Here is a 23,767-nt window from a genome sequence, read left to right as displayed (position 1 = left end):
GGGGGGCGGCGAAGCGGCGTACGAAGGGCTGCTCCACGGCTGTGCGCAGCAGCTGGGCCAGCAGCAGGCTCACCGCGAACGCGCCCAGCACGGCGGCCGCGGCCAGCGGGGTGGGGTAGGCGCGCGAGCCGAGGAGTTGGTGGCCGTGGATGAGGACCAGGCGGTGCAGGAGGTAGAACGCGAAGGACAGCTCCCCCAGCCGGATCCATACCGGCCCGGCCAGGCGCAGGGGCCGGCCGGTGATCTCGGCGTGGGCGACGGCGCCGGTGAGCAGGGCGAGGGGGACGAGGGTGAGGGCGACCAGGCTGTAGAGGTAGGGGGCGTTCAGGGCGGCGAGGTAGGCGGCGGCCAGGAGCAGGGCTGCGGGCAGGGGGCGCGGTCCCTTCCAGCGGCCTTCGCGCACGATCCGGGCGATGAGGATGCCCAGGGTGAACTCCAGGGCCCGCACCGGCGGTGCGACGTACACGAGCCAGAACTGCCACTGGCCGCTGGTGCCGTCGGGCATGGTGACCAGCGGGGTGGCGGGCAGCAGCGAGGCGGCGAGCGGGAGGGCGGTGACGGCCGCGACCAGGGCGAGGGCGGTGGCGGTCAGGCGGTGGGCGGGGATCGCGCGAAGGTGGCGCCACAGCCAGGGGAAGGCGAGGTAGAACACCGCCTCGCAGGCCAGTGACCAGCTGACCGGGTTCCCGCCGGCGTAGATCTCCGGCCGCAGCGACCAGGACTGGACCAGCAGCAGCTGCGGCCAGATGCCGGCCGCGTCGAGCGCGCTCGCACCGAAGGCCAGCGCGAGGGCGAGCGCGGCGAGGGTGGTGAGCAGGTGGCTGGGGTAGATCCGGGCGGCGCGCCGGCGCCAGAACCGGGCGGCGCTGTCGCCGGGTCGGGCGGAGAGGGCCATCACCAGACCGCTCAGGACGAAGAAGAACGACACCCCCACCCAGCCGGCCTTGCTCAGCGCGAACGCCACCGGCCGCCCGATCCGCTCGTCGGCGAAGAAGCCCTCGAAGGAGGCGTGGAAGGCGAAGACGAGGGCCGCCGCGACGAACCGCAGGCCGGTCAGCGACTCAAGCCGCACGGGCCGGTCAGCTACGCAGGCCATGACACAACTCCTCGGATGGCGACAGGGCCGCTGGCGCGATGGCGGCCGGTGGTACGGGAACAGCTGGCGGTACGGGAACGCTCGGGCACCCCCGTCGTACGGGAACGGCCGGGCACCCAAGTCGTACGGGAGCAGTCGGACACCCCCGTCCTCGTACGGAAAGCGGCCGGTGGTCCGAGCGGGGCACCGCCCCGCTGCCCCGCTCCCGTGGGGAGGGCCGGGGTGGTGTGGGGAGGGGCGGGTTCCGGCCGGGGCCGGGGTGAGTGGTGGATCGTTTCGGCAGCGGTCCGGCGGGCCGGGTGAGGTTTCGGGCCGGCCTGCTTCAGGGGTGCGGCGGTGGGGCGCCAAGGCCTTCAGGGGAACAGAAAACGGCAGGCGCGGTCATGCCCGGCGGGCCCCCCGGCTGCGACCTCGGCAACTTGCCGGGGCCGGGCCATCTGGGCAAGTCGGGGAAGTCGCGGTGGACGCGGGGGCGTTCGTTGCCCGGACGGGGGGCGGCCGGTTTGACTCGCTTCCCGTCACCTCACCATTCACCGCCGGCATCTCACCCACGGCACATCACCGCCGGCACCTCACCGCTCGGCGCATCACTGCCCGGCCCGGCCGGGGCCCCTTTGGGGGGCTGTTTTCCGCCGGACGGTCGCACGCGCCGCGACAGCGGTCGCCAGGCGGGAAGTGCCCGAGGTGCCGGCGCGTCCACGGCCGGTACGCCGACGCGGTACGCAGCACGGCAGGGCTCACCGTCAGGGCTCACCGGCAGGTTCATGGCAACGACTCATCGGCACGGCTCATCGCACGGCTAGGGAGGCATCCGTGTCCAAGCGCATCCTGGTGGTGCTGTCCGAATACGGCTATTGGGGCGAAGAACTCGTAGGGCCCCTGGAGGTGTTCGACGCCCGCGGATACCGCACCACGTTCATCACTCCGTTCGGCAAGCGCCCCCAGGCGCTGCCGCCGAGCCTGGACTCCGAGTACATCGACCCGCCGCTGGGCCGTACGGTCACCTCACGGGACATGGCCCGGCGGGCCAGGACCCTGGACGACTCCAGCCGGCTGGACCATCCGCTGAGCCTGGCGGAGATGGTTCCCGAGCGCCCGTACTACAGCGCCCTGAACCATCTGCGGGAGCTGGAGGACTACCACCGCGCGCTGTCGGCGGCCACCGCCGAACTGCTCGGCGCCTTCGACGCGCTGGTGCTGGTCGGCGGCAGCGGCCCGCTGGTGGACCTGGCCAACAACGAGCGGCTGCACGAGGTGATCTGCGCGTTCGTCACCGCCGGCAAGCCGATCCTGGCCGAGTGCTACGGCATCGCCGCGCTCGCCTTCGCCCGTGACTACGACCAGCGCACCAGCCTGCTGTGGGGCAAGCACGTCACCGGTCACCCCAAGGAGTACGACTACAAGGACGGCACCGGTTTCGTCGGCGTGGAGTTCAACATGGGCCCGCCGCCGTATCCGCTGGAGTACATCCTGCGCGACGCCACCGGCCCCGAGGGCGCCTTCCACGGCAACGTCGGCAAGGAGACCTCGGTGATCGTCGACTTCCCGTTCGTCACCGCCCGTTCCACCCCCGACTCCGCCCCCGCGGGCGAGCTGCTGGTCGAGGTCCTGGAAAACGGCCTCACCCGCCACGGCTGGTAGCCCCCCGGCCCCCGGTCCCCGCTCCCCCGCCCCCTGTCTCCTGTCCGCAGGCGCCGGGGCGGGGGCGGGACGGGGGGGCGCGGGTCTTCGTGTGAAGGAGGAGCATGTCCGCCAGGCCCGGCAACAGCGCGCTGTTCGAGCAGCTCGCCGCCGACGGCATCACCCACATGTTCGGCAACCCCGGAACCGTCGAGCAGGGGTTCCTCGACCTCGCCGACGGCTCACCCCTGACCTACGTGCTGGCCCTGCATGAGAGCGTCGCCCTGGCCATGGCCGACGGCTACGCCCGCGCCTCCCAGCGCCCGGCCGTGGTCCAGCTGCACTCCGGGGTCGGCCTGGGTAACGGCATCGGCATGCTCTACCAGGCCCTGCGGGGCGGCTCGCCGCTGGTGGCGCTGGTCGGCGAGGCGGGCCTGGCCTACGACGCGATGGACGCCCAGATGGCCTGCGACCTGGTCACCATGGCCCGGCCGGTGACCAAGTACGCCACCCGCGTCGTCGATCCCGCGTCCCTGCTGCGCGTCCTGCGGCGCGCGGTGAAGATCGCCATGACCCCGCCGCGGGGACCGGTCGCCGTCGTCCTGCCCGCCGACGTCATGGAACAGCACACCCTCGAAACAGCCCTGCCCACGACTGTCCCGGCCCTGCCCACCCGGCCCGGGAGCGAGCAGATCCGCCAGGCCGCGAAACTCCTGACCGAGGGCGAGCGGCGTCTGATCCTCATCGGCGACGGCGTCGCCGCAAGCGGCGCCCAGGCCGAGCTGCGGGCGGTGGCCGAACTGCTGGGCGCGCGGGTGTGGGGGGTGAACTCCTCCGAGGTCAACTTCGACACCACCCACCCCCTGTTCGCCGGGAACCTGCCCCACATGTCCGGCACCGACAGCGCCCGCGCCGTCGCCGGCGCCGACAGCGTCCTGATCGTGGGCACCTACCTCTTCCCCGAGGTCTTCCCCCACCGCACCAGCCCCTTCCAGCAAGACGTACGGAGCGTGCACATCGACGCCGACCCGTATGAGATCGCCAAGAACTTCCCCGTCGACCTGCCGCTTGCGGCCGACCCCCGCCTCACGCTCAAAGCCCTCGCCGACGAACTCACCCGCCACACGCCCGACACCGCCGCAGCCACGACCCGTCCCACTCCCGCGGCCGCGGCGGGAGCGGGGGCAGGGTCGCGGGCGGGGGCGGGGGCCGGGGGGATGATGGGCCGGTTCGCGGCCGAGCTCGCCGCACAGGCACCGGGGGGCCTGACCGTGTTCGACGAGGCGCTGACCGCCTCACCCGCACTGACCGCGCAGCTGCCGCCCCGCCTGCCGGGCACCTACTTCCAGACCCGCGGCGGATCCCTCGGCGTCGGGATCCCCGGCGCGCTGGGCATCAAACTCGCCCGGCCCAAGGACCACGTCGTCGGCTTCAGCGGCGACGGCGGCTCGATGTACACGATCCAGGCCTTGTGGACGGCCGCCCGCTACGGCATCGACGCCAAGTTCGTCATCTGCAACAACCGCCGCTACAAGCTGCTCGACCTGAACATCGAGGAGTACTGGCGCGCCCGCAGCATCCCCCGCCACGCCTACCCCGACGCCTTCGACCTCTCCCGCCCCGACATCCGCTTCGCCGAACTCGCCGGCTCCCTGGGGGTGGAGGGCACCCGGGTGGAACACCCCGGCCAGATCGAGGCCGCCGTCACCCGGATGCTCACCCACGACGGCCCCTACCTCATCGACCTCATCACCACCTGAGAGCCGCCCACCGGCCCACACCCCGGCCCCGCCCCGCCCGGTCCATCCCGGTCCATCTCTGGAGGAGACCTCCGCCATGTCCGCGCCCGCCCTGCCCGCGCCCCACACGACACCCACCGCCCCGCCCGCACCCCCCGCACCGCAGACCGCCGGCGCGGGGGCGGGGGCGGGGGTGGACGAGGCCGCCGTGCACGCCCTCGTACGCGACTGGTACGCGGCCCTGGACCGGCACGAGGAGGTGTCCGGCCTGCTGAGGATGCTGGCACCGCAGGGCCTGGTGATGCAGTTCCCCGAGGGCACCATCGAGGGCATCGAGGGGTTCTCGCTCTGGTACGAGACCGTCACCCACCTCTTCTTCGACGAGATCCACGACATCACCGCCGTCCACATCGAACCGCCGGACCCGGCGCCGGGCGCGGGTGGAGTCCCGGGGGCGGGCGGGGAGCTGGTGCGGGTAGGGGTCGAGGTGCGCTGGCAGACCCGGCGCTGGATGGCGCCGGCCGCCACCAGCCAGTGGCTGGGTTTCGACGCGGCCCAGAGCTGGACCCTCACCCCCGCTCCGGACGGCTCCTTGCGGATCCTCACCTACCGGGTCGACTCCCTCACCCCGCTGCCCGGCTCCGCCCCGCTGTGACCCCCGGGCAGCGCCCGCCTCACGGCCGGTGCTGCCCCCGCTTCCCTCACCGCCGGCCCTTCCTCCACCTCAGCCCCGCTCCCCCACCCCCTGCTTCCCACTCCGCTTCATTTGTTTCATCAGCCCTCTCGACTCGGGAACCCACATGGGACACGTGCAACCACTGCCCACCGGACGGCTCGCCGGAAAGCAGATCGGCATCCTTCTGGAGAGCGACTTCGTCGAGGAAGAAATCGCCTACTACCAGCGGCGGTTCGCCGAGGAAGGCGCCCACCCACGGCTGCTGACCCGGCTGTGGGGGCAGCCGCAGCTCACCTTCACCGGACACGAGCACCAAGGATCCCTCCAGGTCGACGGCGACCTGGAAGCCCTCGACTACCACGAACTGCTGCAGTACTCCGCCCTGATCGTGCCCTCCGGCATGGTCGCCGACCGGCTGCGCTTCAGCGAGGACGTCGAACAGGTCCCGCCCGCCCTGGAACTGCTGCGGCGCGCCTTCCGTATCCCCAGCCTCATCAAGGCCTTCTCCTGCCACGGCCTGCAACTGCTCTCCGCCGCCCCCGAACTCATCCGCGACCGGCCCGTCGCCTGCCACAACAACCTCGCCGCCGACGTACGCAACATGGGCGCCGTCTACCTCAACCAGGACCTCGTCGTCGACCGCGACCTGATCACCTCCCGCACCGCCGACCACTGCCACCTGCTGGCCCGCACCGTCATCGAACGCCTCACCCAGCCCAGCAAAACCGGCCACACCACCGGAGCCGCCGCATGACCCCCCACACCACCCGCACCGCCATCGCGGCCCGGGCCGGGGTTGGGGTTGGGGCCGGGGTGCAGAATCGTTGCTGCGCCGGGCGGGGGGTGTGCGGTGGCTGAGGTCACCTTCACCTTCTCGGAGCTGACGTGCGGCTATGTCACCGACTACCGCGGCAGCCGGTTCACCCTGACCACCCTGGACGGCCGGACGGCCGTCATCCACCTGACCGAGACGACCTGCGCGCAGCTGCTGCGCAATCTCGGCGAGCCCTACCTGGACGTCACCGGCGAGCTGCAGCGGTATCTGCGGCCCGGGGCGCTGGTGTTCGCCTACGGTCCGGTCTATCCCGATGCGGGGGGCTTGCGGTTCCAGGCGGACAAGCTGGTGTTCACCGGCGAGGGCGAGGTGCCGTTCCGGTTCGACGAGCCGGGCTGGTGGACCGGCCAGCTCACCGAGCTGGCCCGCTTCCAGCGGCGCTGCCAGTTCGGCGAGGGCCCCATCGACTTCGCCGACTACCGCACCGAGATCCGCCCCGGCGGGCACAAGAGCCCCAGCTCGGTGCAGGAGACCGACACCCTCTCGCGGATGGTGTACGGGATGGCGTCGGCGTACATGCTCACCGGCGACGAAGACTTCCTTGAGGTCGCCGAACGCGGCGCCCGCTACCTCCACGACCACATGCGGTTCTTCGACGAGGCCGCGGGGCTGGTGTACTGGTACCACGGCATCGATGTGGGACCGAGCACCGAACGCAAGCTGTTCGCCTCGGAGTTCGGCGACGACTACCGGGCGATCCCCGCCTACGAGCAGATCTACGCCCTGGTGGGCCTGGCCCAGACCTACCGCATCACCGGCGACCCGGTGATCAGGGCCGACATCGACGGCACGGTCCGCCTGTTCGAGGAGCATTTCCGCGATCCGCGCCTGGGCGGCTACTACTCCCACATCGACCCGGTCACCCTCAGCCCCCACCACGACTCGCTCGGGCCCAACCACTCCCGCAAGAACTGGAACTCGGTGGGCGATCACGCCCCGGCGTACCTGATCAACCTGTACCTGGCCACCGGCGAGGACCGCTACCGGCGCATGCTCGAGCACACCTTCGACATGATCGTCACCCACATGCCCGACCGGACCCCGGGCGCCGGGCCGTTCGTCAACGAACGCTTCCACGCCGACTGGACCCCCGACCACACCTGGGGCTGGCAGCAGAACCGTGCCGTGGTCGGACACAACCTGAAGATCGCCTGGAACCTGACGCGCATGCACAGCGTGCTGCCCAAACGCGAGTACGCCCACCTCGCCCGCACCCTGGCCCGCACCCTGCCCGCGCACGGACGCGACGGACAGCGCGGCGGCTGGTACGACGTCCTGCAGCGCGAGGCGAACGGCGGCCGGCACGACTTCGCCTGGCACGACCGCAAAACCTGGTGGCAGCAGGAACAGGCCATCCTCGCCTACCTCATCCTCGCCGGCACCCACCCCACCACCCCCGGCGCCACCGGCGGCGGACAGGCGCAAGGGCAGGAACAGGGGCGCAGGGAGGCGGAGCAGTGGCTGCGGCACGCCCAGGAGGCATCGGCGTTCTACAACGCCTTCTTCCTCGACCACGACGAAGGCTCGGTCCACTTCACCGTCCTGGCCCAGGGCATCCCCTTCCTCTTCGGCAACGAACGCCTCAAAGGCAGCCACGCCATGGCCATGTACCACAAGGCCGAGCTGTGTTACCTCGCCGAGGTCTACACCCGGCTGCTGCTGCGCCAGGAGAGCGTGGATCTGTGGTTCAAGCCGCACCCCGACGCCGACTTCCCCGGCCGGCTGCTGCGGGTGGCGCCCGACCTGCTGCCCGCGGGCCGCATCCGCCTGGAGCACGTCCTGATCGACGGCGCGCCCTACCACGCCTTCGACGCCGACGCGCTGACCGTCACCCTGCCCGACACCGCCCACCGGGTCACCGTCAAGGTCCGCCTCACCCCCACCCCCGCCACGCCCGCCGCCGCGGTCGCCGCGGCTGCCGGGGCGGGCGGGGCGCGGGGCGGGCGGCCGGTGTATGAGGCGAACACCCCTGCTTGGACGAGGAGTTGACCCGTATGACTTTCGAGGCGTATCTCGGTTTCACCGGCTCGGCCGCCACCGTGTACCTGTCGGGGAACCTCACCGACCAGCAGGTCCCGGCGCTGCGCCGGCTGATCGAGCAGGCGCTGACGCGCCCGCCGTCCAGGCTGGTGCTGAAGATGGCGGACCTGACGGGCGTCTCGGCCGCGGCGATCCGCTGTCTGGCCTTCGCCCAGCAGCAGCTGCCGCCCGGTGCGCAGATCGTCCTGGACGGCGCGGGCGAGGACGTCCGCCGCGTGCTGGCGGCCGGCGGTCTCGACCGGGCCGTCACCCTCGTCACCCAAACCCCGCCCACAAGCCCGGCCCCCACAAGCCCGGCCGGACCGGCGGGGCCGCTCGCCGCCTGAGAACCACCCCTACCTGCACGTCTGTGTACGTCTGTTCATTGCCCAACCGACCTATCTGCACGCAACCGCTTGGACCGTGCCACGCCCCCTGAGGGGTGTGGTTGCGGCCTGGGCGGCGCCGCCGGCCCGGCACACATCACGGGGGGGCGGCGTCTTCGACGCGTCGTCAACGGAGGGATCACCGCACATGAAGGCTGTCGTGATGGCCGGGGGCGAGGGCACCCGGCTGCGCCCGATGACCTCGGACCTGCCCAAGCCGCTGCTGCCGGTCGCGGACCGCCCGATCATGGAGCACGTGCTGCGGCTGCTGGGCCGGCACGGCCTGAGGCAGACCGTGGTCACCGTGCAGTATCTGGCCGCCCGGATCCAGGAGCAGTTCGGCGACGGCAGCGAGCTGGGGATGGAGCTGAGCTATGCCAAGGAGGAGGAGCCGCTGGGCACGGCGGGCAGTGTGAAGAACGCCGCCCGGCAGCTGGGCGGCGAGCCGTTCCTGGTGATCTCCGGTGACGCGCTGACCGACATCGACCTGGGCGATCTGATCCGTTTCCACCGGCAGAACAAGGCGCTGGTGACGGTCTGTCTGACCCGGGTGCCCGATCCGCTGGAGTTCGGGATCACGATCACGGACCCCGACGGGCGGGTGGAGCGTTTCCTGGAGAAGCCGACGTGGGGGCAGGTGTTCTCCGACACCGTCAACACCGGTATCTACGTGATGGAGCCGCAAGTTCTCGACCTGGTGCCCGAGGGCGAGCCGTGCGACTGGTCCTCGGACGTCTTTCCCCGGCTGCTGGCCGAAGGCGGCGGGATCTACGGCTACGTCGCCGAGGGCTACTGGGAGGACGTGGGCACCCACGCCGCCTACCTCAAGGCCCAGTCGGACGTCCTTGAGGGCCAGGTGCGGGTGGAGCGGGAGGGCACCGAGGTCGCCCCGGGGGTGTTCGTCGACCCCACCGCCAGTGTGGACGCAACCGCCGTACTGACCGCGCCGCTGCACATCGGCGCGCACGCCCAGATCGGGCCCGGCACCCGCCTTACGCACACGGTGGTCGGCCGGCACGCCGTCATCGACACCGGCGCCGCCCTGGAACGCGCCGTCATCCACCCCCACGCCTATGCCGGACCGCGCACCCAGCTGCGCGGCTGCGTGGTGGGGCGCGGTGCGACGCTGCGCGCCGAGGCCCGCCTGGCCGAAGGCTCGGTGCTGGGGGCGAACTGTGTGATGGAGGAGGACTCCGCCCTCACCGACGACGTCCTGGTCTACCCGGGCAAGACCATCGAGGCGCACACCACCGTCACCGACAGCCTCATCTGGGAATCCCGTGGCACCAAGACCCTGTTCACCCCCAGCGGGGTCAGCGGCACCCTGGGCAGCGAGATCACCGTCGACCTGGCCGTGCGTCTGGCCGGCGCGTATGCCACCTTGCTGCGCCGCGGCGCCCACCTCGCGCTCGCCCGCGACCTGGGCCAGGGCGGGCAGATCCTGCTGCCGGCCATGACCGCGGCCCTGCGCGCCTCCGGCGTCACCGTGCGCGACCTGGGCCATGTGCCGCTGCCGCTGGCCCGCGCCCACACCGCCGAAGCCCACGACGGCGCCATCCTCCTCACCACCAGCCCCACCGACCCCGCAGGTGTCGACATCCGCTTCCTCGACGCCACCGGCACCGAACTCGCCCCCGCCCGCATACGCACCCTCCAGCGCGTCTTCAACCGCCGCGAATACCGCCGCGTCCTGGCCGGCGAGACCGGCGCCCTGGACACCACCCCCCTGCCCCTGCACACCTACGCCCACCAGCTCACCACCCGCCTCACCACCACAGCGGGTGTGGGGGCGGGGCCGCGGATGCGGGTGGTCATCGACACCGCACACGGGTCGGCCGCGCTCACCCTGCCGGCCGTCCTGGGGCAGCTGGGCATCGACGCCCTGTGTGTCAACAACACCCTGGAGCCCCCCGCCGGCGCCCCGCCGGCAACCCCTGACCAGGAACTGGCCGCCCTGCACCGGCTCGGCGCGCTGGTGAGCGCCCAGCGCGCCGCGTTCGGCATACGCATCGACCCGGCCGCCGAACGCCTCCACCTCGTCGACGAACGCGGCCGGCCCTTGAGTGAGGAGCAGACCCTGCTGCTGATGTGCGACCTGACCACCGCCCACTACGGCGGCGGGCTGATCGCGCTGCCCGTGACCGCCACCCGCGCCGCCGAACGCTGCGCCGCCGCCCACCTGGGCCAGATCCGCCGCATCCCCACCACCCCCGGCGAACTGACCCGGGCCGCCACCCACGCCGGCACCATCCTCGCCGCCGACGGCCAGGGCCGTTTCGTCCTGCCCGCCTTCTCCCTCCACCCCGACGCCGTCGCCGCCTTCGTCCGCCTGACCCACCTGCTGCACATCAACCCCCGCCCCCTCAGCGAACTGACCGCCCGCCTCCCGCGCGCCCACGTCCGCCACCGCGACATCCCCACCGCCTGGCAGGACAAGGGCCTGGTCATGCGCTCCGTGGTCGAACACGCCGGAGCCCGGGCCATCGACACCACCGACGGTGTCCGGGTCATCGAGGCCGACGGCAGCTGGACCCTGGTCCTGCCCGACTCCGCCACCGCCACCACCCGCCTGTGGGCCGAAGGCCCCGACGCCGCCACCACCGACGCCCTGCTGGACCACTGGCACCACACCGTCACCCGCACCGCCTCCTGACCCCCCGCCCGCCCACCCCGCCCCTGCCGGCCCCGCACCGGCAGAGGCGCCCCCCTCTAAAACCGGGGCCGGGGCCAGGGCCAGGGCCGGGGGCGGGGGCGGGGGTGGGGGCGGGGGCGGGGGTGGGGGCGGGGGTGGGGGTCAGGGGTGTGCGCGGTCACCAGGCCCAACTGGCAGGCGAAGACGCCCAGTCGGGCCCGGTCCCGGGCGTGGAGTTTGGTCATGGCACGGTTGATGTGGGTTTTCGCGGTCAGCGGGCTGATCACCAGGCGGCCGGCGATCTCGTCGTTGGACAAACCCTGCGCGACCAGGACCACCACCTCACGTTCACGGCCGGTCAGCCCCCCCCCAAGCCCCCCCGCCCCCGCCGGCGGCGGCGGCGGTGAGCGGCGGTGAGCGGCGGTGAGCGGCGGCTGGGTGAGGTAGCGGTTGATCAGCCCCGCCGCCGCACCACCTGACCAGCCGGTGCGTGATGTTCCGTGCCTGCGCCAATTTCAGGCGTGAAGGGGCCCGCTTGCGGGGTGACATGTGCCGGCGACGATGCCCTCACCGGGGCGCCGTCCGCCGGGCCGAGCCGTCCGCCCACGTTCCGCAGGCCGGGGAAAGAACCGCGTGCTCGCACCGGACCGCTCAAGGACGCGAACGCCCGCATCGACGTAGCCGAGGTGATGGAGAACCGTCCCTTTCCCTGACCGGGGTGGGATCGGAACGATCCCACCCCGGTCAGGGGGATGCGCTCTTCATGCAGGGCGCTCGCGCACCAGTCACAGGCGTTCCCACTCCACCCCCGCCCGCCCGTCCGCCGTGGGGCGATCGGCTCCACATCCGGCGGCACCTGAACGGCGGCAGGGGCCGCGCCGGGCCGGCCGGCGGCCCCCGTCGGCGGGGCACTGGGCGGACACGACCGGGCAACCGTCTGCAGCATCGCCGTGAACGCCGCACCGGCCCCCACCTCAGCACTCCCCGCACTCGCGGCAGGCGTGCCGTGCGGCCGGCCGGCCGGGGTCTTCCCGGTGCCGCAGGCGGCAACAGCCACGAGCGCGGACGCGAGCCGCCCGGGGGCGCCGGGGGCCGCCAACCCTGCTGGACGGGGCAGGGGTTCGTCTCATGCGGCACGTGTGCGATCAGGCTGCCCCTGGCAGGTGAGGACGCGCACTCACCTGCAAAGGCGGTAGTCGCCCGGGTGTGCGCCGGCAGCAGCCGGGCCGGCCACGGCGCAACCGGGCACTGGACCGGGGGCGGGGGCGTAGGGGGCCAGGGGGCAGGGGCGTAGGGGCGTAGGGGCGTAGGGGCGTAGGGGCGTAGGGGGTCAGGGGGCGGGGGTCAGGGGGCGGGGGTCAGGCCGGGCCGGCGCTCTGCGCGGTGATCGCGCCGGCGAGGTCGTCGTCGGTGGGGACACCGTCCATGCGCCAGGTGCCGATCGTGACGACCGGCACCATCGTCGCCCCGGTCACGCCCCGGGCGCGGGCGTCGGCCTCGATGTGCAGCCGCGTGTAGCGGGGGGAGAGCAGCGCCTGGCGGAAGGCCCGCGGATCCAGCCCGCACCCTGCGGCGAGGGCGGTCAGCACCACCGGGTCGGAGATGTCCTGCCACTGGTGGAAGTAGGCGTGGAAGACGGCGTCGCTGTAGCGGGTGGCGGCGTCCTGCTCGAGGGCGTACTGGTAGCCGAAGAACGCCATCCGGGCCCTGCGCAGGGGATGTCCCGGCGGCCCGGGCACCTTCGCGCCGAGCCGCTCGGCCAGCGGACGGACCGCGTTCTCCCACACCCCCCGCGGATACTCCCCCGCCTCCTCCACGCAGTTCGGGTTCACCTCCAGCGGATGCCACACCGTCTCCACCTGAAGCCCGCCTGTCCGGGCCGGGGCGGTGGCCCGCGCCAGGACCTGCCGGGCGATCAGGCTGTAGGGGCAGATGTAGTCGAACCAGATGTCGATACGGACGGTCATGAACGCTCCTGGGCATCGGACCGCACCCCCACACCACCCCGGCGGCGGCCGGGGCGGCGGGGGCGGGCGTAGCGGCGCATCAGCGGGATCTCGAGTCGGGTGTGCATCAGGTGCGCGGCCAGCCCCGTCACCACCGCGGACGCGGCGATCAGGGCGAAGGCGGTGAGGGTGGGGAAGGTGCGGGTGGGGCCAAGGGCGTGGTGGCCGTAGAACTGCACCAGGCGGTGCAGGAGGTAGAACGCGAACGAGCAGGCGCCCAGGTACTGCAGCAGCGGCCGGTGCAGCCAGCTGCGCACCCCACTGCGGTCCTGGCGGGCGGCGGCGCAGATCACCGCGGTGACCGGGAGCAGGGTCAGGGCCGCGAAGGAGTACTCGATCGGGGCGTGCAGGGCGGTCAGGTAGGCGGCGGCGAGCAGGGCCAGGGAGAGCGCCATGCCCGGGCCGCGGTAGCGGCCGGCGGTGACGATGCGGGCCATCACCATGCCCAGGACGAACTCCAGCGCCCTGACCGGGGGGAAGGCGAGCAGGAACCAGTAGCGGTCCTCAGAGACGGGCAGCCAGCCCATGTCCGGCCCGCCGTCGGTCAGCAGCGCGGCCAAGGCCGGCATCGCCCCGACCGCGGCCGCGAGGGTGGCCGCGGCCCGCACCAGGCCCGCCGGGCCGAGCCTGCGTACGCCGCGCAGCAGCAGGGGGAAGGCGAGGTAGAACACCGCCTCGCAGGCGAGGGACCAGCTGACCGGGTTCACCGACAGGATGACCGTGACGTCCGGCACCCACACCTGCACCAGCAGCAGGTTCTCCCACACGTCGGTGATCTGGCGGCCTGTCAGCCACATCAGTACCAGCGCCAGGAGGCCGGCGGCCAGGTGACTGGGGTAGATCTTCACCAGCCGCCGGCGCCAGAAGGCCCGGGCGGTGTCCTTGGGCCGGGCGGAGACGGTCAGCAAGAACCCCGACAGCACGAAGAAGAACGACACCCCCACCCAGCCCGCCGACCCCAGCCAGAACGCGAACCGCTCCCCCACCGCCCGGTCCGCGAACAGATTGTCGAACGTGGCATGAAAGGCGAACACCGCAAGCGCCGCGAAGAACCGCAGCCCCGTCAACGACGGCAACCGCCCACCGAAAGCCGGGCCGTGCACCGCCCCCGAGACGGCGCCGGGGCCCGGCCGGGGCGCGGGACGGGCCTCTTTTTCACTGCCCTGGGCCCGGCGGCGTACGGGCACGGGCGCGGGGGCGTCGTCGGGGCGGCGGGCGGTCACGGCCGGCCCGCCGTCACCGACACCACACCCGCACCCGGGGCCGGGGCCTGGGTCTCACCTGTGCCCGGGGCTGTGGGGGTGGTGGGGGTGGGTTGGGGGTGGGTGAGGCGGCGGGCCAGCAGCAGCGCGAGCAGAGCCAGGGCCGCGCACAGCCCTGCCGCGGCCGCGAACGCCGCCACCCCGCCCGCCCCGTCGGCAGGGGCGGGGGCGGGGGTGGGGAGGGTGGCGGTCAGGAGCAGGCCGACGGCGGTGACGCCCAGGGACATGCCCAGTTGGGTGGCGGTTTCCAGGATGCCGGAGGCGGCCCCGGTATCCCGCTCCCGCACTCCTGCCAGGACGTGGGCGAACAGCGGGCTGACGCCCAGGCCCTGTCCGAGGCCGATGACGGTGAGCGGCCCGGCCGTCCACCAGGCGGCCGTGGTGTGCGGGCCGGCCAGGACGAGCGCGCCCAGGGCGAGTGTGCCGGCCAGGTTGAGCGCGTAGCCGCAGGCCAGTACCTGGCTGGTGGTGAAGCGGGTGGTGGCTTGGGGGGCGAGGAGGGAGGCGGCGGTGAAGGCGAGTGCGAGGGGGGTGAACACCAGCCCCGCGGCGGCCGGGCTCATGGCGAGCTGGTCCTGCAGATAGAGGGTCAGGACGAAGAACAGGGCGGCGTTGCCGGCGAAGAACGCCAGCGCCAGGGCGCAGCCGCGGCCGAAGACGCCGCGCAGCAGGCCCGGGTCGACCACCGCGCACCCGCCCCGGGAGGTGAGGCGGCTTTCGTGGCGGACGAAGACCACCCCCAGCCCGACGCCCAGGGCCAGCATCAGCCATATCCACCAGGCCCAGCCGGCCTGCGGTCCGAAGGTGAGGGCCACCGATGCCAGCCCCAGCGCGGCCATCCCGGCCACGGTGCCCGCCACATCCACCCCGGCCCGTCGCCGGGCGGCGTTGCGGGGGATGGTGGCCATAGCGCCGGCCACGAGGGCGGCTCCGAGGGGGACGTTGATCCAGAACACCGCCCGCCACGACAGTCCCCACACATCGGCGTCGACCAGCAGCCCGCCCAGGAGCTGTCCGGCCACCGACGCCACCCCGATCACCGCGCCGAACCAGGCGAACGCCCGGGCGCGGGCCCGGCCGGTGAACTCGCTCTGCAGCACCGCCAGCACCTGCGGGTAGAACAGCGCCGCACCCGCCGCCTGCACCAGACGGAACACCGCCAGCACCCCGGGCCCCCACGCCAGCGCGCACCCCAAAGACGCCGCCGTGAACAGCGCCACCCCCACTGCGAACAGCCGCCGGCGCCCGTACGCATCGCCCAGCCGGCCGCCCATCACCAGCCCGAGGCCGTAGACCAGCACATACCCCGACACCGCCCACTGCGCCTGGGCGAAGGAGGCCCCCAGATCGGCCCGCAGCGAGGGCAGCGCGACGTTCACGACGAACGCGTCACACACGGCCAAGAACGCCCCGCCCAGCACCACCCCCAGCAGCCACCCCCCACGCACACCCACCCCCGCCTCGGCCTGGGCCACAGTCATTCCGCCCTCCCCACCCACAGCCGGCCCCACCGGCCGGCCACGTCACCTCACACTCACCCCCCGCCCACCCCGCGAACAACACCAACTTCCAAAAGCCGCACCCACCTCCCCCACCCCGGCGCGCCATGCGACGTCCATTCGGCGCGGTCGCCGGCGGGGTAGCGGATGACCCGCGTCAGCCCCCGGAACAGGCTGGTCACCACGACAGGGCCCGGGCGGCCGAGTTCGGTGACGGGCTCGCCCGTCGCGCATCGACGGTTCCGACCCTGCGTAACCTCTCCGCGCAGGTCCTGACCGGCACTCCCACCACCCTGTGCCGGCTCGCCGAGCATCTGCTCGCGACCGGTCAGCGGCCGGCGGCGGTGGAGCTGGCCCTCTTCGGCGGCGAGGCGCTCTTCGCCGGCCAACGGCGCCTGCTCGCCGCTGCGTTCCCCGGCGCCAAGGCCCGCTCCGCCGGTTACGCCAGCGTCGACGCGGGCCTGCTGGGCCGCCCCGCCGCTGGCCCCGACGCGTACGCCCTCCTCGGCGCGGCCGAGGATCCGCAAGTGCCCCGCCCCCGTGCCGGCTCACCGGCGGGCGGCGCGAGACGGACGGGCCAGGGGGTCGGCGCGGGAGGTGGGCGGGAGCCGGCGGTGCCGCCGGGGGGACGGCGTATCGGGCAACGGCGGCTGGGGCGCCGCAAGAGGGCGGACGTACGCCCGATGCCGCCGAGCGGCGCGGCGCGTGGCCTGCGGGCGAGGGCGCGGGCAGGGGGGCGCCGTCCCGGGGGCGGCCGGTCTTCCTTCACCGCCCGGCCGCGACCCCACCACCACGGGAGGTGTACGTCATCACTGACGGTGCTGACGGTGCTGGTGGTGCTGGTGGTGGTCCCCGGGCGGCGCATGCCCCCCGGGGGGAGGCGCCAGGCGGTGGGCGCGGGGGCTGGTCTGTGCCCTTCACCGCCCCGGCCGGACCCGCCGCCGCGGGCGGTGTCCATGCCGGGTGTTGCCCGGCGGGTGTTGCCGGGCCTGGTCCTGCCCGGCGGGGGGGCCGGCACCGGGGTGCCGGTCGTCCCCGGGGGTCACCCTTCTTCGTCGTTGACCTCGAGTGCTCGTCGCGCCAGGTGGATGAAGGTGAGGTAGGCCTCGCGGAACTCCTGGTAGGCGGCGTCGTACTCGTGCCGGGGTTCGGGCCGGCCGTCACCGATGAGGGCCTTGAGCCGCGGCTGCACGCGCCGTGCCTTCTGGCGCACCTCCTCCGCCGCGTCGGAGACCTCGGCGGGGCCGTCGAGGCGGACTTCGTGGGTGGCCTTGTTCATCTCCCCGATGGCCGGGGCGATCCGCTCGCACATCTGCGTCAGGAGCCGGTCCCTGCCCAGGCGGTCAGGCGCCGCGTCGACCTCGTCGATCTGCCAGGTGACCTCGTTGAACGCGTGCGTACAGCCCATCATCTCCCGATAGGTGGCCCGCCTCCGCTCGCGCTGCTCCCGCACCGCCTGCGCCCGGGTGGTGGTCCGGGCCTGGGCCAGCGTCGCGCGGGAGGTCGCCCGCGCGGTGATGTAGCTCGCCCCGAGCGCGGTCAGCGCGGTAAGGACACCGACCCACAGTCCGCTGTTCGACATGATCAAGAAGTCTGCCAGCCGGCGTACCGCGGGAACAGCCCGCCCGTCAATCACTGCCGTGCCGCAGACAGTCGGCGAAGACACCGGCACCCCGGCCCCACCGTCTGCGGGAGAGAAATTCGCTGCATGTCCCGGCGCGCCATCCCTCGCTCGGCCGGTCCCAGGCCGCGCACCCGTGCGCCGCCCGCAGCGATCCAAGCCCCCCAGGGGAGCTGCCGGCCTGGGCCCGGGCACACCGCTCCGTGTTGCGGGCCGGCATCCCCCCGATGAGGCCGTCGATTTTACGCCGCCGGAAAGGCTTCCGCCGGACCGGTTCCCTCACCAGCGCCACCGCCCGCCGCCCGGGGCGGGTGTTGGCGTACACCGGAATGTGCAGGTCGGTACAGCGATCCATGCACAGCCTTGAGGGGGTCCGCCCGTGATGTGATGTCGGCGTGGTGGCCGGTTCTACGCGGCCGGTGCCGCCAGGCGGAAGCCCACGCCGATCGCTTCCAGGTCCTGCTCATAGGCGCCGTGCCGGCGGGCGCACCGGGCCAGGTCCCGGTCGTGGCGGAACGCGCCGCCTCGGGTGATGTGCCGGTCAAAGGCTCAGGGTTCGGTGCTCGGCACCTGTGGGGGCGCGCCGGGGTAGGGGGCGTAAGGGGTGCAGGTCCACCCGTCGGCGTTACCCGCCATGTCCAGCACGCCGAAGGGACTGCCTCCGCCGGGGAAGGAGCCGACCGGCGTCGTGGTGCCGATGCCGAGGTCCACCAGATTGGCCAGGCCGGTGCGGTATTCGCCGCCCCAGGGAAACTCCCCGTCGTCGTCGCCCCGCGCGGCGCGCTCCCACTCGTCCTCCGTGGGCAGCCGCACATCGAGACCGATCCGTTCTCCGAGCCACCGGCAGCAGGCCGTCGCCGCCTCCCAGGTGACCCCGGTGACCGGGTGGCTGGCCGGCTTTTGTGGGACCGGTCGGCCGCCGGCCTTCGCAAAGAGCGCCCACTGGCCGACTGTGACCGGGGTGCGGGCGATCCGGAATGCCGGGAGGTGGATCTGCGCCCGGGGGGCTTCTTTCATGTACCACTCCACCGGCACCCCGGTCTCCGCATAGCGGCGTGCCACCGCCGCCACCTCCTCGAGGGGCGCCCCGCGGCGCAGTACCCCGGCCGGAACCGCGACCCAGTCCACCTGCTGGCTGCGCATGGCTCCTCCTCCGGTCGAACAGACGCACCTCGTGATCACCTTGGTAGTCGGGGTAGACACCGGCCGAGGGACCCATCCCGACCGCGACCTTGGGATGAGGACACCGGGCCAGACCGGCTGCGCTCCGGCTTGAGCAAGAGGTGCACGTTCGCGTGTACCAGGCGGGAGCGCATTCATGCGTACGCCGACAACGGGCCTGCCCAGCACGGGGGGGCTCGGCATCACCGGTCGAGGCCCTGCCTGCCCTCGGGGTGGCTGGGCCGCATGCCCGTGGTTGCGAACCGGCCGTCTCCTGCCGCGCCCGCGGCGCGAGTCCGGCCTTAAGCTGTGGGCGGCGATGAACGCCGATCCCGCGGTGCGCAAGTACCTGGGGCAGCTGCTGGGCCGGAAAAGAATGCGACGCCGAAGTGGCCCGTATGCAGGGCGCGTTCGACCGGCGCGGTTTCGGCTGGTGGGCGCTCGAAGGCACGGCAGGGCGGTGAGTTCCTCGGCCGTGTCGGTCTGAGGGGATCGCAAGTGGGTGGCTGTCACCGTTGAGCGGTGGTACTGGCTCCATCGAGTGCTTCCCGGATGATGTCCGCGTGTCCGGCATGATGGGCCGTCTCCCTGATCAAGTGCAGCAGGATCCGGCGCGCAGACCAGTGGACCGTCTCCGGCGGGGACCAGGGACTCTGCGGAAGAGGAACGCTCCGGCCGAGGTCCGCCACAGCGGCCACCGACCGCTCGGTCCCCTCAGCGGCGGCGGCGTACTGCTCCAGCAGCCCAGCCAGCGTCTCGCCTTCGGCCATGCGGTACTGGTCCACCTCCAGCATGCCCTGCGGCAGTTCTCCGTCTCCCCTGACCATGACCTGCGTCCAGACCCGCTCACCGCGGGCGAGGTGCTTGATGATGCCGCCCAGGGTGAGCTCGCTCACCGTCGTGCGCTGTGCGGCTTGGGCGTCGGTGATGCCGCGCACGGTGAGCAGCAGCAACGCCCGCTGTTCGCCCAGTGCATGCAGCAGCTCACCGTGCTCGCCGGGAAGGGACAGGGCCGGGTTGTGCGACGACGTGGTCATGGACCGACCGTAGAAGGCATCTAGGCCAGCTGCTGTCCTCAATACCCATCTGGGCCATGCTCAGCAGGCGGTCCACTCCCCCGACCACCACCCCCAAAACCCGCACACCCCCAAGACCCGCACATCCCCTCAGCCCGCGCACCCGCCCCCGGCCTGGCACCGCCCCCGGCCCGGCACCGGCCGTGTCCTTCCCCTCACCGTGAACACCGGCCCCTCCCTGCACCGGACAAGGCCCTCCCGTACCCGGCCAAGAGACCCCCGGCAGGGGGGCCGTGCGCACGCCTTCCTCACCGGCAGGGCGGGGGACCGCCCACGAACACCCCAGCCCGCGCCGGCACGCACCCATCTCCCGTCGGCACATCCCACACCCTCAGCCCACCGCCCCCGCAGGCATCGTGAAGGCCGCCGCACACCCCCGGCCCCGGCGGCCCACCAGCACAAAGAGGCACCCACCTGCGCGCGACACCCGCAGCCGCCACCCCACAGCCGGCAGTGGGCAGTCGGCAGTCGGCAGCTGAGTCCCCACGGCGCAACCAGCCCGGCAACAGCACCACACCCCCACCTCACACCACCACCTCACACCACCGCCTCACACCACGGCATGAGACCACGCCATGAGATCACGGCATCAGGAGGCGGCCGGCCTGTGATCACGGCATCAGGGGGCGGCCGGGGGCACGTTCAGCCCCCGCATCACCAACGCCCATATCTCCGCCAGCTGCTCGCGCGCACTGTGCTCACCATGCACATGCCCGCCCTCACCGGCGCCGGGCCCGCCCAGCCGGCAGCGCACCAGCGCCTCCGCACCCGTCACCAGATGAGCCGCCAGCGCCGCAAGCGTCACCCGGTCACCCACCGCACCGAACTCCTCCTCACCCGCACCCTGCAGCAACTCCTCAATCACCGGCGCCCACACCCCGCACCACACACCCCCCACACCACCACGCTCCCGCGCCAGGCGCGCCGCCGCCCGCACCAACGCCTCCGACTCCAGCAGCCCCGCCAGCTCCAGCGTCAGCGCCACCACCCCCTGCACCGCACCCCCGCCCTGCGCCCGCACCTTCTCCACCACCCCACACGCCAGCGCCATCCCCTCCCCCTGCACCGCCTGCGCCAGCGCGTCCTTGGTCGGGAAATGAAACGTCAACGCCCCCATCGAAATCCCCGCAGCCGCCCGTACCCGCGCCAGCGACGTCCCCTCAAACCCCGCCCGGTCAAACTCCCCCGCCGCAGCCGCCACCAACACCCGCCGCGTCCGCTCAGCCCGCTCCTGCCTCACCACAACCCCCAAGAGACACAGCAAACCAAGACAGCCTCAAACCCCGGCACCACCGAAGAAACCGACAACACCGACACACCACACAGGCCGCAGAAACCCGAAGAGACACAAAAAGACCAACCCGCGCAGACGCAAGGAGAGGCCAAGCCGCACCAGCCGGGCACCGCGGCCCACCCGGCCCCGGCACCAGCCTCACACCCGCCCCCCACAGCCCGCCCACGGCGGGTGGAGACCACCACCGCGCGCCCGCCGCCCGCGACGGGGGCGTGGCGGTACGGAACAAGGGCCCGGCCCCCGCCACCCGCGACAAGCCCACCACCCGGGGCGGCCCGGCAAGGACTACTGCCCGAAGGCGAGCCCGCCCGCCCCCCATCACAGCCGCCGCCACGGCACCGCCCGCCCCCATCCCCCAGGCCACCGCCCTCCGCGAGCGGCCCCGCCGGAAAACCGGCCAGGCCACCGCCGCCCCGGAGGGGACGGCCACGCCGGCCGCACACCACCCGGCCCCGGCCGGAAAAGACATCACGGCCCCCCCGCCCCACCCCCCTTGGGCCGCCACCGGACGCGGGCAACCCGACGCCCCCAGCCATCACCAGGCAGCCGTCACACGCCAGAAGACCACCCCGGCGCGAGAGGACCGGACGGCACACACCCACCCCGGCCACCCGGCCGCCACGCCCGCACACACCACCCCGGCAACCCAGGCACACCGCAAGACCCGTACCCGGCCGGCACCGGCCCGCCACAGCACCACACCAGCCACCACAGCCGCCACAGCCGCCGCCGGGGGCACGGCGGACGCCGCCGCGGCAGCCGCCGCGGGCGCCGCGGGAAAGGACAGAACCCGGCCGCCGGACCGAAGAAGAAGAGGAAGGGGAAGGGAAAGGACTGGTCACAGGACTCCAGAAGGCCTTGCCGTTGCGTGTGCAACACCAACCCTTCGCCCCGTGGCACCCCCCACACAACACCGACCTGGGAAAGAAGACACCACTTTCCCCCACCCCGCGCCGACCTGCCCAAGTTGCGCACACCCCTCCACCCCGCTAGAAAAAGAAAGAGAACGTTCTCTATTCTTTTGGGGCCGTCACCGAGAAGGGAACGCACCATGACCGACCAGCACACGGCCGGCACCCGCCACCTTGCAGACGACGCGGACCTCTACGCCTACACCGACACGCTGTTCGGCCACCTCCCCCGCGCCGACCAGCGCCGCTGGGCCCAGGTCTACCTCAAAGGCCTCCTCACCACCCCCGGCAAAAAATCAGTCCGCCGCCTCGCCGCCACCGTCTCCACCTCCCCCACCGCCTCCCAGTCCCTCCAGCAATTCATCAACGCCAGCCCCTGGGACTGGCGCCCCGCCAGAACCGAACTCGCCCGCCTGACCGAACAACACACCCCCATCCACGCCTGGACCATCGGCACCGCCGTCCTGCCCAAACGCGGCGCCCACTCCTGCGGCGTCCACCGCCGCTTCGACCCCACCGCCGGACGCACCGTCAACTGCCAAGTCGGCCTCGGCATATTCCTCGCCACCCCCACCGCCCACATCCCCGTCGACTGGCGCCTCCTCCTGCCCGACCCCTGGGACCAGGACCCCACACTCCGCCAACGCACCAAAATCCCCACCACCGCCCGCCACCGCCCCCTGTGGGCCCACACCCTCGACCTCGTCACCACCCTCACCCACCACACCACCCACACCCCCCCACCCCTCATCGCCGACCTCACCAACCACCCCGACACCACCACCCCCCTCACCCACGCCCTCACCCGCCACAACCACGACTTCATCCTCGCCATCCCCCCCACCACCCCCATCCAGCCCACCCACCACCGACCCCCCACCAACTACCGCCACACACCCCCCACCCACCACACCCAAACCGCCCACCACCACCTCACCCACACCCACCACACCACCACCCACCACCACCCACAGAAAACCATCTCCACCCTCATCCACCTCCCCACCCAACCCCACCACCCCACCCACCACCGCACCTACCGCCTCTTCACCCAAACCCGCCCCCCACACCACCCCCCCGCCCCCATCTACCTCACCAACCTCACCCACACCCCCATCGACCACCTCACCACCCTCACCCACCACACCACCCACACCCAACACACCCTCAACACCCTCCAACACCACTACGGCCTCACCGACTTCGAAGGCCGCTCCTACCCCGGCTGGCACCACCACATGACCCTCGTCTCAGCCGCCTACACCTACCACCACCTCACCCCCACCCCCACCCCCCAACCCGCATAAACCCACGAGCACAAGGCAAGGCAGCAGGACCGGCCAAACCACACCCGCAGGACCGACTCCTGACCTAGACCACGGCCGAGGGCCTCACGCTCCAACAGCCACTACCGCGCTCCCCCAAGGAGCCGTTCAACACCGGCCGGCTGCTCACCCCCCAGCCTGACCACTACGACCAAACCCCCGACCGGCACCAACCACCACTCAGCCCCCCACCCGGCCGAACGGCAAAACGGGTGAGACCACCCCGCACCCCCGCCCCTCCCTTCGGCAGCCAACAACCACAACCCGGAAACGAACCGGCACGAGCACCCGACCACCAACGGTCGCCGCCCGCCCGAGCCGGACCATCACCTAAAGGCCCCGGTCCGAAAACCCGACGCCCTCCCCGGCTCCCCCGCTCTCCAACAAACCCGCCCAGCAATCACGTTCACCCGGCCCACGACACCGGGCGCGCTCAAGCCATGAAGATCCACGAGGAGCAGGACGGCATCCGCCCATTGATCGAACGCCACACGACGCACGAACACATCGCCGGCGCCCCTGACACCTCTACCGGCCCCCGGTGCCGGCATACACACGAACGCACCCAGCCACCCACCGCTGAGGGGTCTGTCAATCGAACGGTGTAAC

At 72.7% G+C, this 23,767-nt stretch carries 16 protein-coding genes and 2 pseudogenes; 8 read left to right on the top strand and 10 right to left on the bottom strand.

Annotated features, from left to right (window positions below):
- The coding region (locus tag IEZ01_RS32915; protein WP_189205415.1) for an acyltransferase family protein at positions 1-1,096 on the bottom strand (1,096 nt) is incomplete at its 3' end.
- An 813-nt stretch (positions 1,097-1,909) separates the two neighbouring features.
- Between IEZ01_RS32915 and IEZ01_RS32910 the strand changes: the two genes are divergently transcribed.
- The 7 genes from IEZ01_RS32910 (at position 1,910) to IEZ01_RS32880 (ending at position 11,024) form a co-directional block, all read left to right on the top strand.
- The gene (locus IEZ01_RS32910) at positions 1,910-2,737 is read left to right on the top strand and encodes a type 1 glutamine amidotransferase domain-containing protein (protein WP_019891692.1); all 828 of its coding nucleotides are present in this window, start codon (positions 1,910-1,912) and stop codon (positions 2,735-2,737) included.
- Between the two features lie 104 nt (positions 2,738-2,841).
- Positions 2,842-4,476: a thiamine pyrophosphate-binding protein gene (locus IEZ01_RS32905; RefSeq protein ID WP_189205413.1), complete on the top strand. Its 1,635-nt coding sequence runs from the start codon at positions 2,842-2,844 to the stop codon at positions 4,474-4,476.
- 76 nt (positions 4,477-4,552) lie between these two features.
- Positions 4,553-5,110, top strand: a complete 558-nt coding sequence (locus tag IEZ01_RS32900; protein WP_189205411.1) for a nuclear transport factor 2 family protein — start codon at positions 4,553-4,555, stop codon at positions 5,108-5,110.
- Between the two features lie 145 nt (positions 5,111-5,255).
- Positions 5,256-5,885, top strand: a complete 630-nt coding sequence (locus IEZ01_RS32895; protein ID WP_019891689.1) for a DJ-1/PfpI family protein — start codon at positions 5,256-5,258, stop codon at positions 5,883-5,885.
- A gap of 96 nt (positions 5,886-5,981) precedes the next feature.
- On the top strand, positions 5,982-7,955 hold the full coding sequence (locus IEZ01_RS32890; RefSeq protein ID WP_189205409.1) for an AGE family epimerase/isomerase: 1,974 nt from the start codon (positions 5,982-5,984) through the stop codon (positions 7,953-7,955).
- 5 nt (positions 7,956-7,960) lie between these two features.
- The gene (locus IEZ01_RS32885) at positions 7,961-8,332 is read left to right on the top strand and encodes an STAS domain-containing protein (protein ID WP_189205407.1); all 372 of its coding nucleotides are present in this window, start codon (positions 7,961-7,963) and stop codon (positions 8,330-8,332) included.
- 187 nt (positions 8,333-8,519) lie between these two features.
- Positions 8,520-11,024, top strand: a complete 2,505-nt coding sequence (locus tag IEZ01_RS32880; protein WP_189205405.1) for a sugar phosphate nucleotidyltransferase — start codon at positions 8,520-8,522, stop codon at positions 11,022-11,024.
- A 155-nt stretch (positions 11,025-11,179) separates the two neighbouring features.
- On the opposite strand, the pseudogene IEZ01_RS32875 reads toward IEZ01_RS32880, so the two are convergent.
- From IEZ01_RS32875 to IEZ01_RS32835, 9 genes and pseudogenes are all read right to left on the bottom strand, one after another.
- Positions 11,180-11,461, bottom strand: a pseudogene (locus IEZ01_RS32875) (response regulator transcription factor); the annotation flags it as partial.
- 900 nt (positions 11,462-12,361) lie between these two features.
- Entirely contained in the window at positions 12,362-12,970 is a 609-nt protein-coding gene (locus tag IEZ01_RS32870; RefSeq protein ID WP_019891682.1) for a DsbA family oxidoreductase, read from the bottom strand.
- Positions 12,967-14,232 carry an acyltransferase family protein gene (locus IEZ01_RS32865; protein WP_229833328.1) on the bottom strand — a complete coding sequence of 422 codons (1,266 nt, stop codon included), beginning with the start codon at positions 14,230-14,232 and terminating at the stop codon, positions 12,967-12,969. Before IEZ01_RS32865 ends, IEZ01_RS32870 begins: the two co-directional genes overlap by 4 nt.
- Positions 14,229-15,752, bottom strand: coding sequence for an MFS transporter (locus tag IEZ01_RS32860; RefSeq protein WP_189205403.1), 1,524 nt, complete (start codon positions 15,750-15,752; stop codon positions 14,229-14,231). The genes IEZ01_RS32865 and IEZ01_RS32860 overlap by 4 nt, the downstream gene beginning before the upstream one ends.
- Before the next feature lie 53 nt (positions 15,753-15,805).
- Positions 15,806-16,297 carry a hypothetical protein gene (locus tag IEZ01_RS32855; protein WP_189205429.1) on the bottom strand — a complete coding sequence of 164 codons (492 nt, stop codon included), beginning with the start codon at positions 16,295-16,297 and terminating at the stop codon, positions 15,806-15,808.
- Positions 16,298-16,812: 515 nt separating this feature from the next.
- On the bottom strand, positions 16,813-17,352 hold the full coding sequence (locus IEZ01_RS32850) for a hypothetical protein (protein ID WP_189205401.1): 540 nt from the start codon (positions 17,350-17,352) through the stop codon (positions 16,813-16,815).
- 447 nt (positions 17,353-17,799) lie between these two features.
- Positions 17,800-18,534 (bottom strand): annotated as a pseudogene (locus IEZ01_RS32845) (formylglycine-generating enzyme family protein).
- Positions 18,535-19,061: 527 nt separating this feature from the next.
- Complete coding sequence (locus IEZ01_RS32840) at positions 19,062-19,589, bottom strand: DinB family protein (protein WP_019891675.1); 528 nt, start codon at positions 19,587-19,589, stop codon at positions 19,062-19,064.
- A 658-nt stretch (positions 19,590-20,247) separates the two neighbouring features.
- Positions 20,248-20,829, bottom strand: a complete 582-nt coding sequence (locus tag IEZ01_RS32835; protein WP_267907333.1) for a TetR family transcriptional regulator — start codon at positions 20,827-20,829, stop codon at positions 20,248-20,250.
- 1,144 nt (positions 20,830-21,973) lie between these two features.
- Between IEZ01_RS32835 and IEZ01_RS35790 the strand changes: the two genes are divergently transcribed.
- Positions 21,974-23,140, top strand: coding sequence for an IS701 family transposase (locus IEZ01_RS35790; RefSeq protein WP_189205397.1), 1,167 nt, complete (start codon positions 21,974-21,976; stop codon positions 23,138-23,140).
- Positions 23,141-23,767: the final 627 nt, after the last annotated feature.

The sequence above is a fragment of the Streptomyces purpureus genome, assembly GCF_014648195.1.
Taxonomy (GTDB): domain Bacteria; phylum Actinomycetota; class Actinomycetes; order Streptomycetales; family Streptomycetaceae; genus Streptomyces; species Streptomyces purpureus.
The sequence above is the reverse complement of the archived record's forward strand: the minus strand, read 5'-3'. Positions and strand labels throughout refer to the sequence as shown.

Coding starts and splice junctions, on each gene's coding strand:
- IEZ01_RS35790 (WP_189205397.1), top strand. CDS start 21,974: ATGACCGACCAGCACACGGCCGGCACCCGCCACCTTGCAGACGACGCG.
- IEZ01_RS32895 (WP_019891689.1), top strand. CDS start 5,256: ATGGGACACGTGCAACCACTGCCCACCGGACGGCTCGCCGGAAAGCAG.
- IEZ01_RS32905 (WP_189205413.1), top strand. CDS start 2,842: ATGTCCGCCAGGCCCGGCAACAGCGCGCTGTTCGAGCAGCTCGCCGCC.
- IEZ01_RS32885 (WP_189205407.1), top strand. CDS start 7,961: ATGACTTTCGAGGCGTATCTCGGTTTCACCGGCTCGGCCGCCACCGTG.
- IEZ01_RS32860 (WP_189205403.1), bottom strand. CDS start 15,752: ATGACTGTGGCCCAGGCCGAGGCGGGGGTGGGTGTGCGTGGGGGGTGG.
- IEZ01_RS32880 (WP_189205405.1), top strand. CDS start 8,520: ATGAAGGCTGTCGTGATGGCCGGGGGCGAGGGCACCCGGCTGCGCCCG.
- IEZ01_RS32900 (WP_189205411.1), top strand. CDS start 4,553: ATGTCCGCGCCCGCCCTGCCCGCGCCCCACACGACACCCACCGCCCCG.
- IEZ01_RS32850 (WP_189205401.1), bottom strand. CDS start 17,352: ATGTCGAACAGCGGACTGTGGGTCGGTGTCCTTACCGCGCTGACCGCG.
- IEZ01_RS32870 (WP_019891682.1), bottom strand. CDS start 12,970: ATGACCGTCCGTATCGACATCTGGTTCGACTACATCTGCCCCTACAGC.
- IEZ01_RS32840 (WP_019891675.1), bottom strand. CDS start 19,589: ATGACCACGTCGTCGCACAACCCGGCCCTGTCCCTTCCCGGCGAGCAC.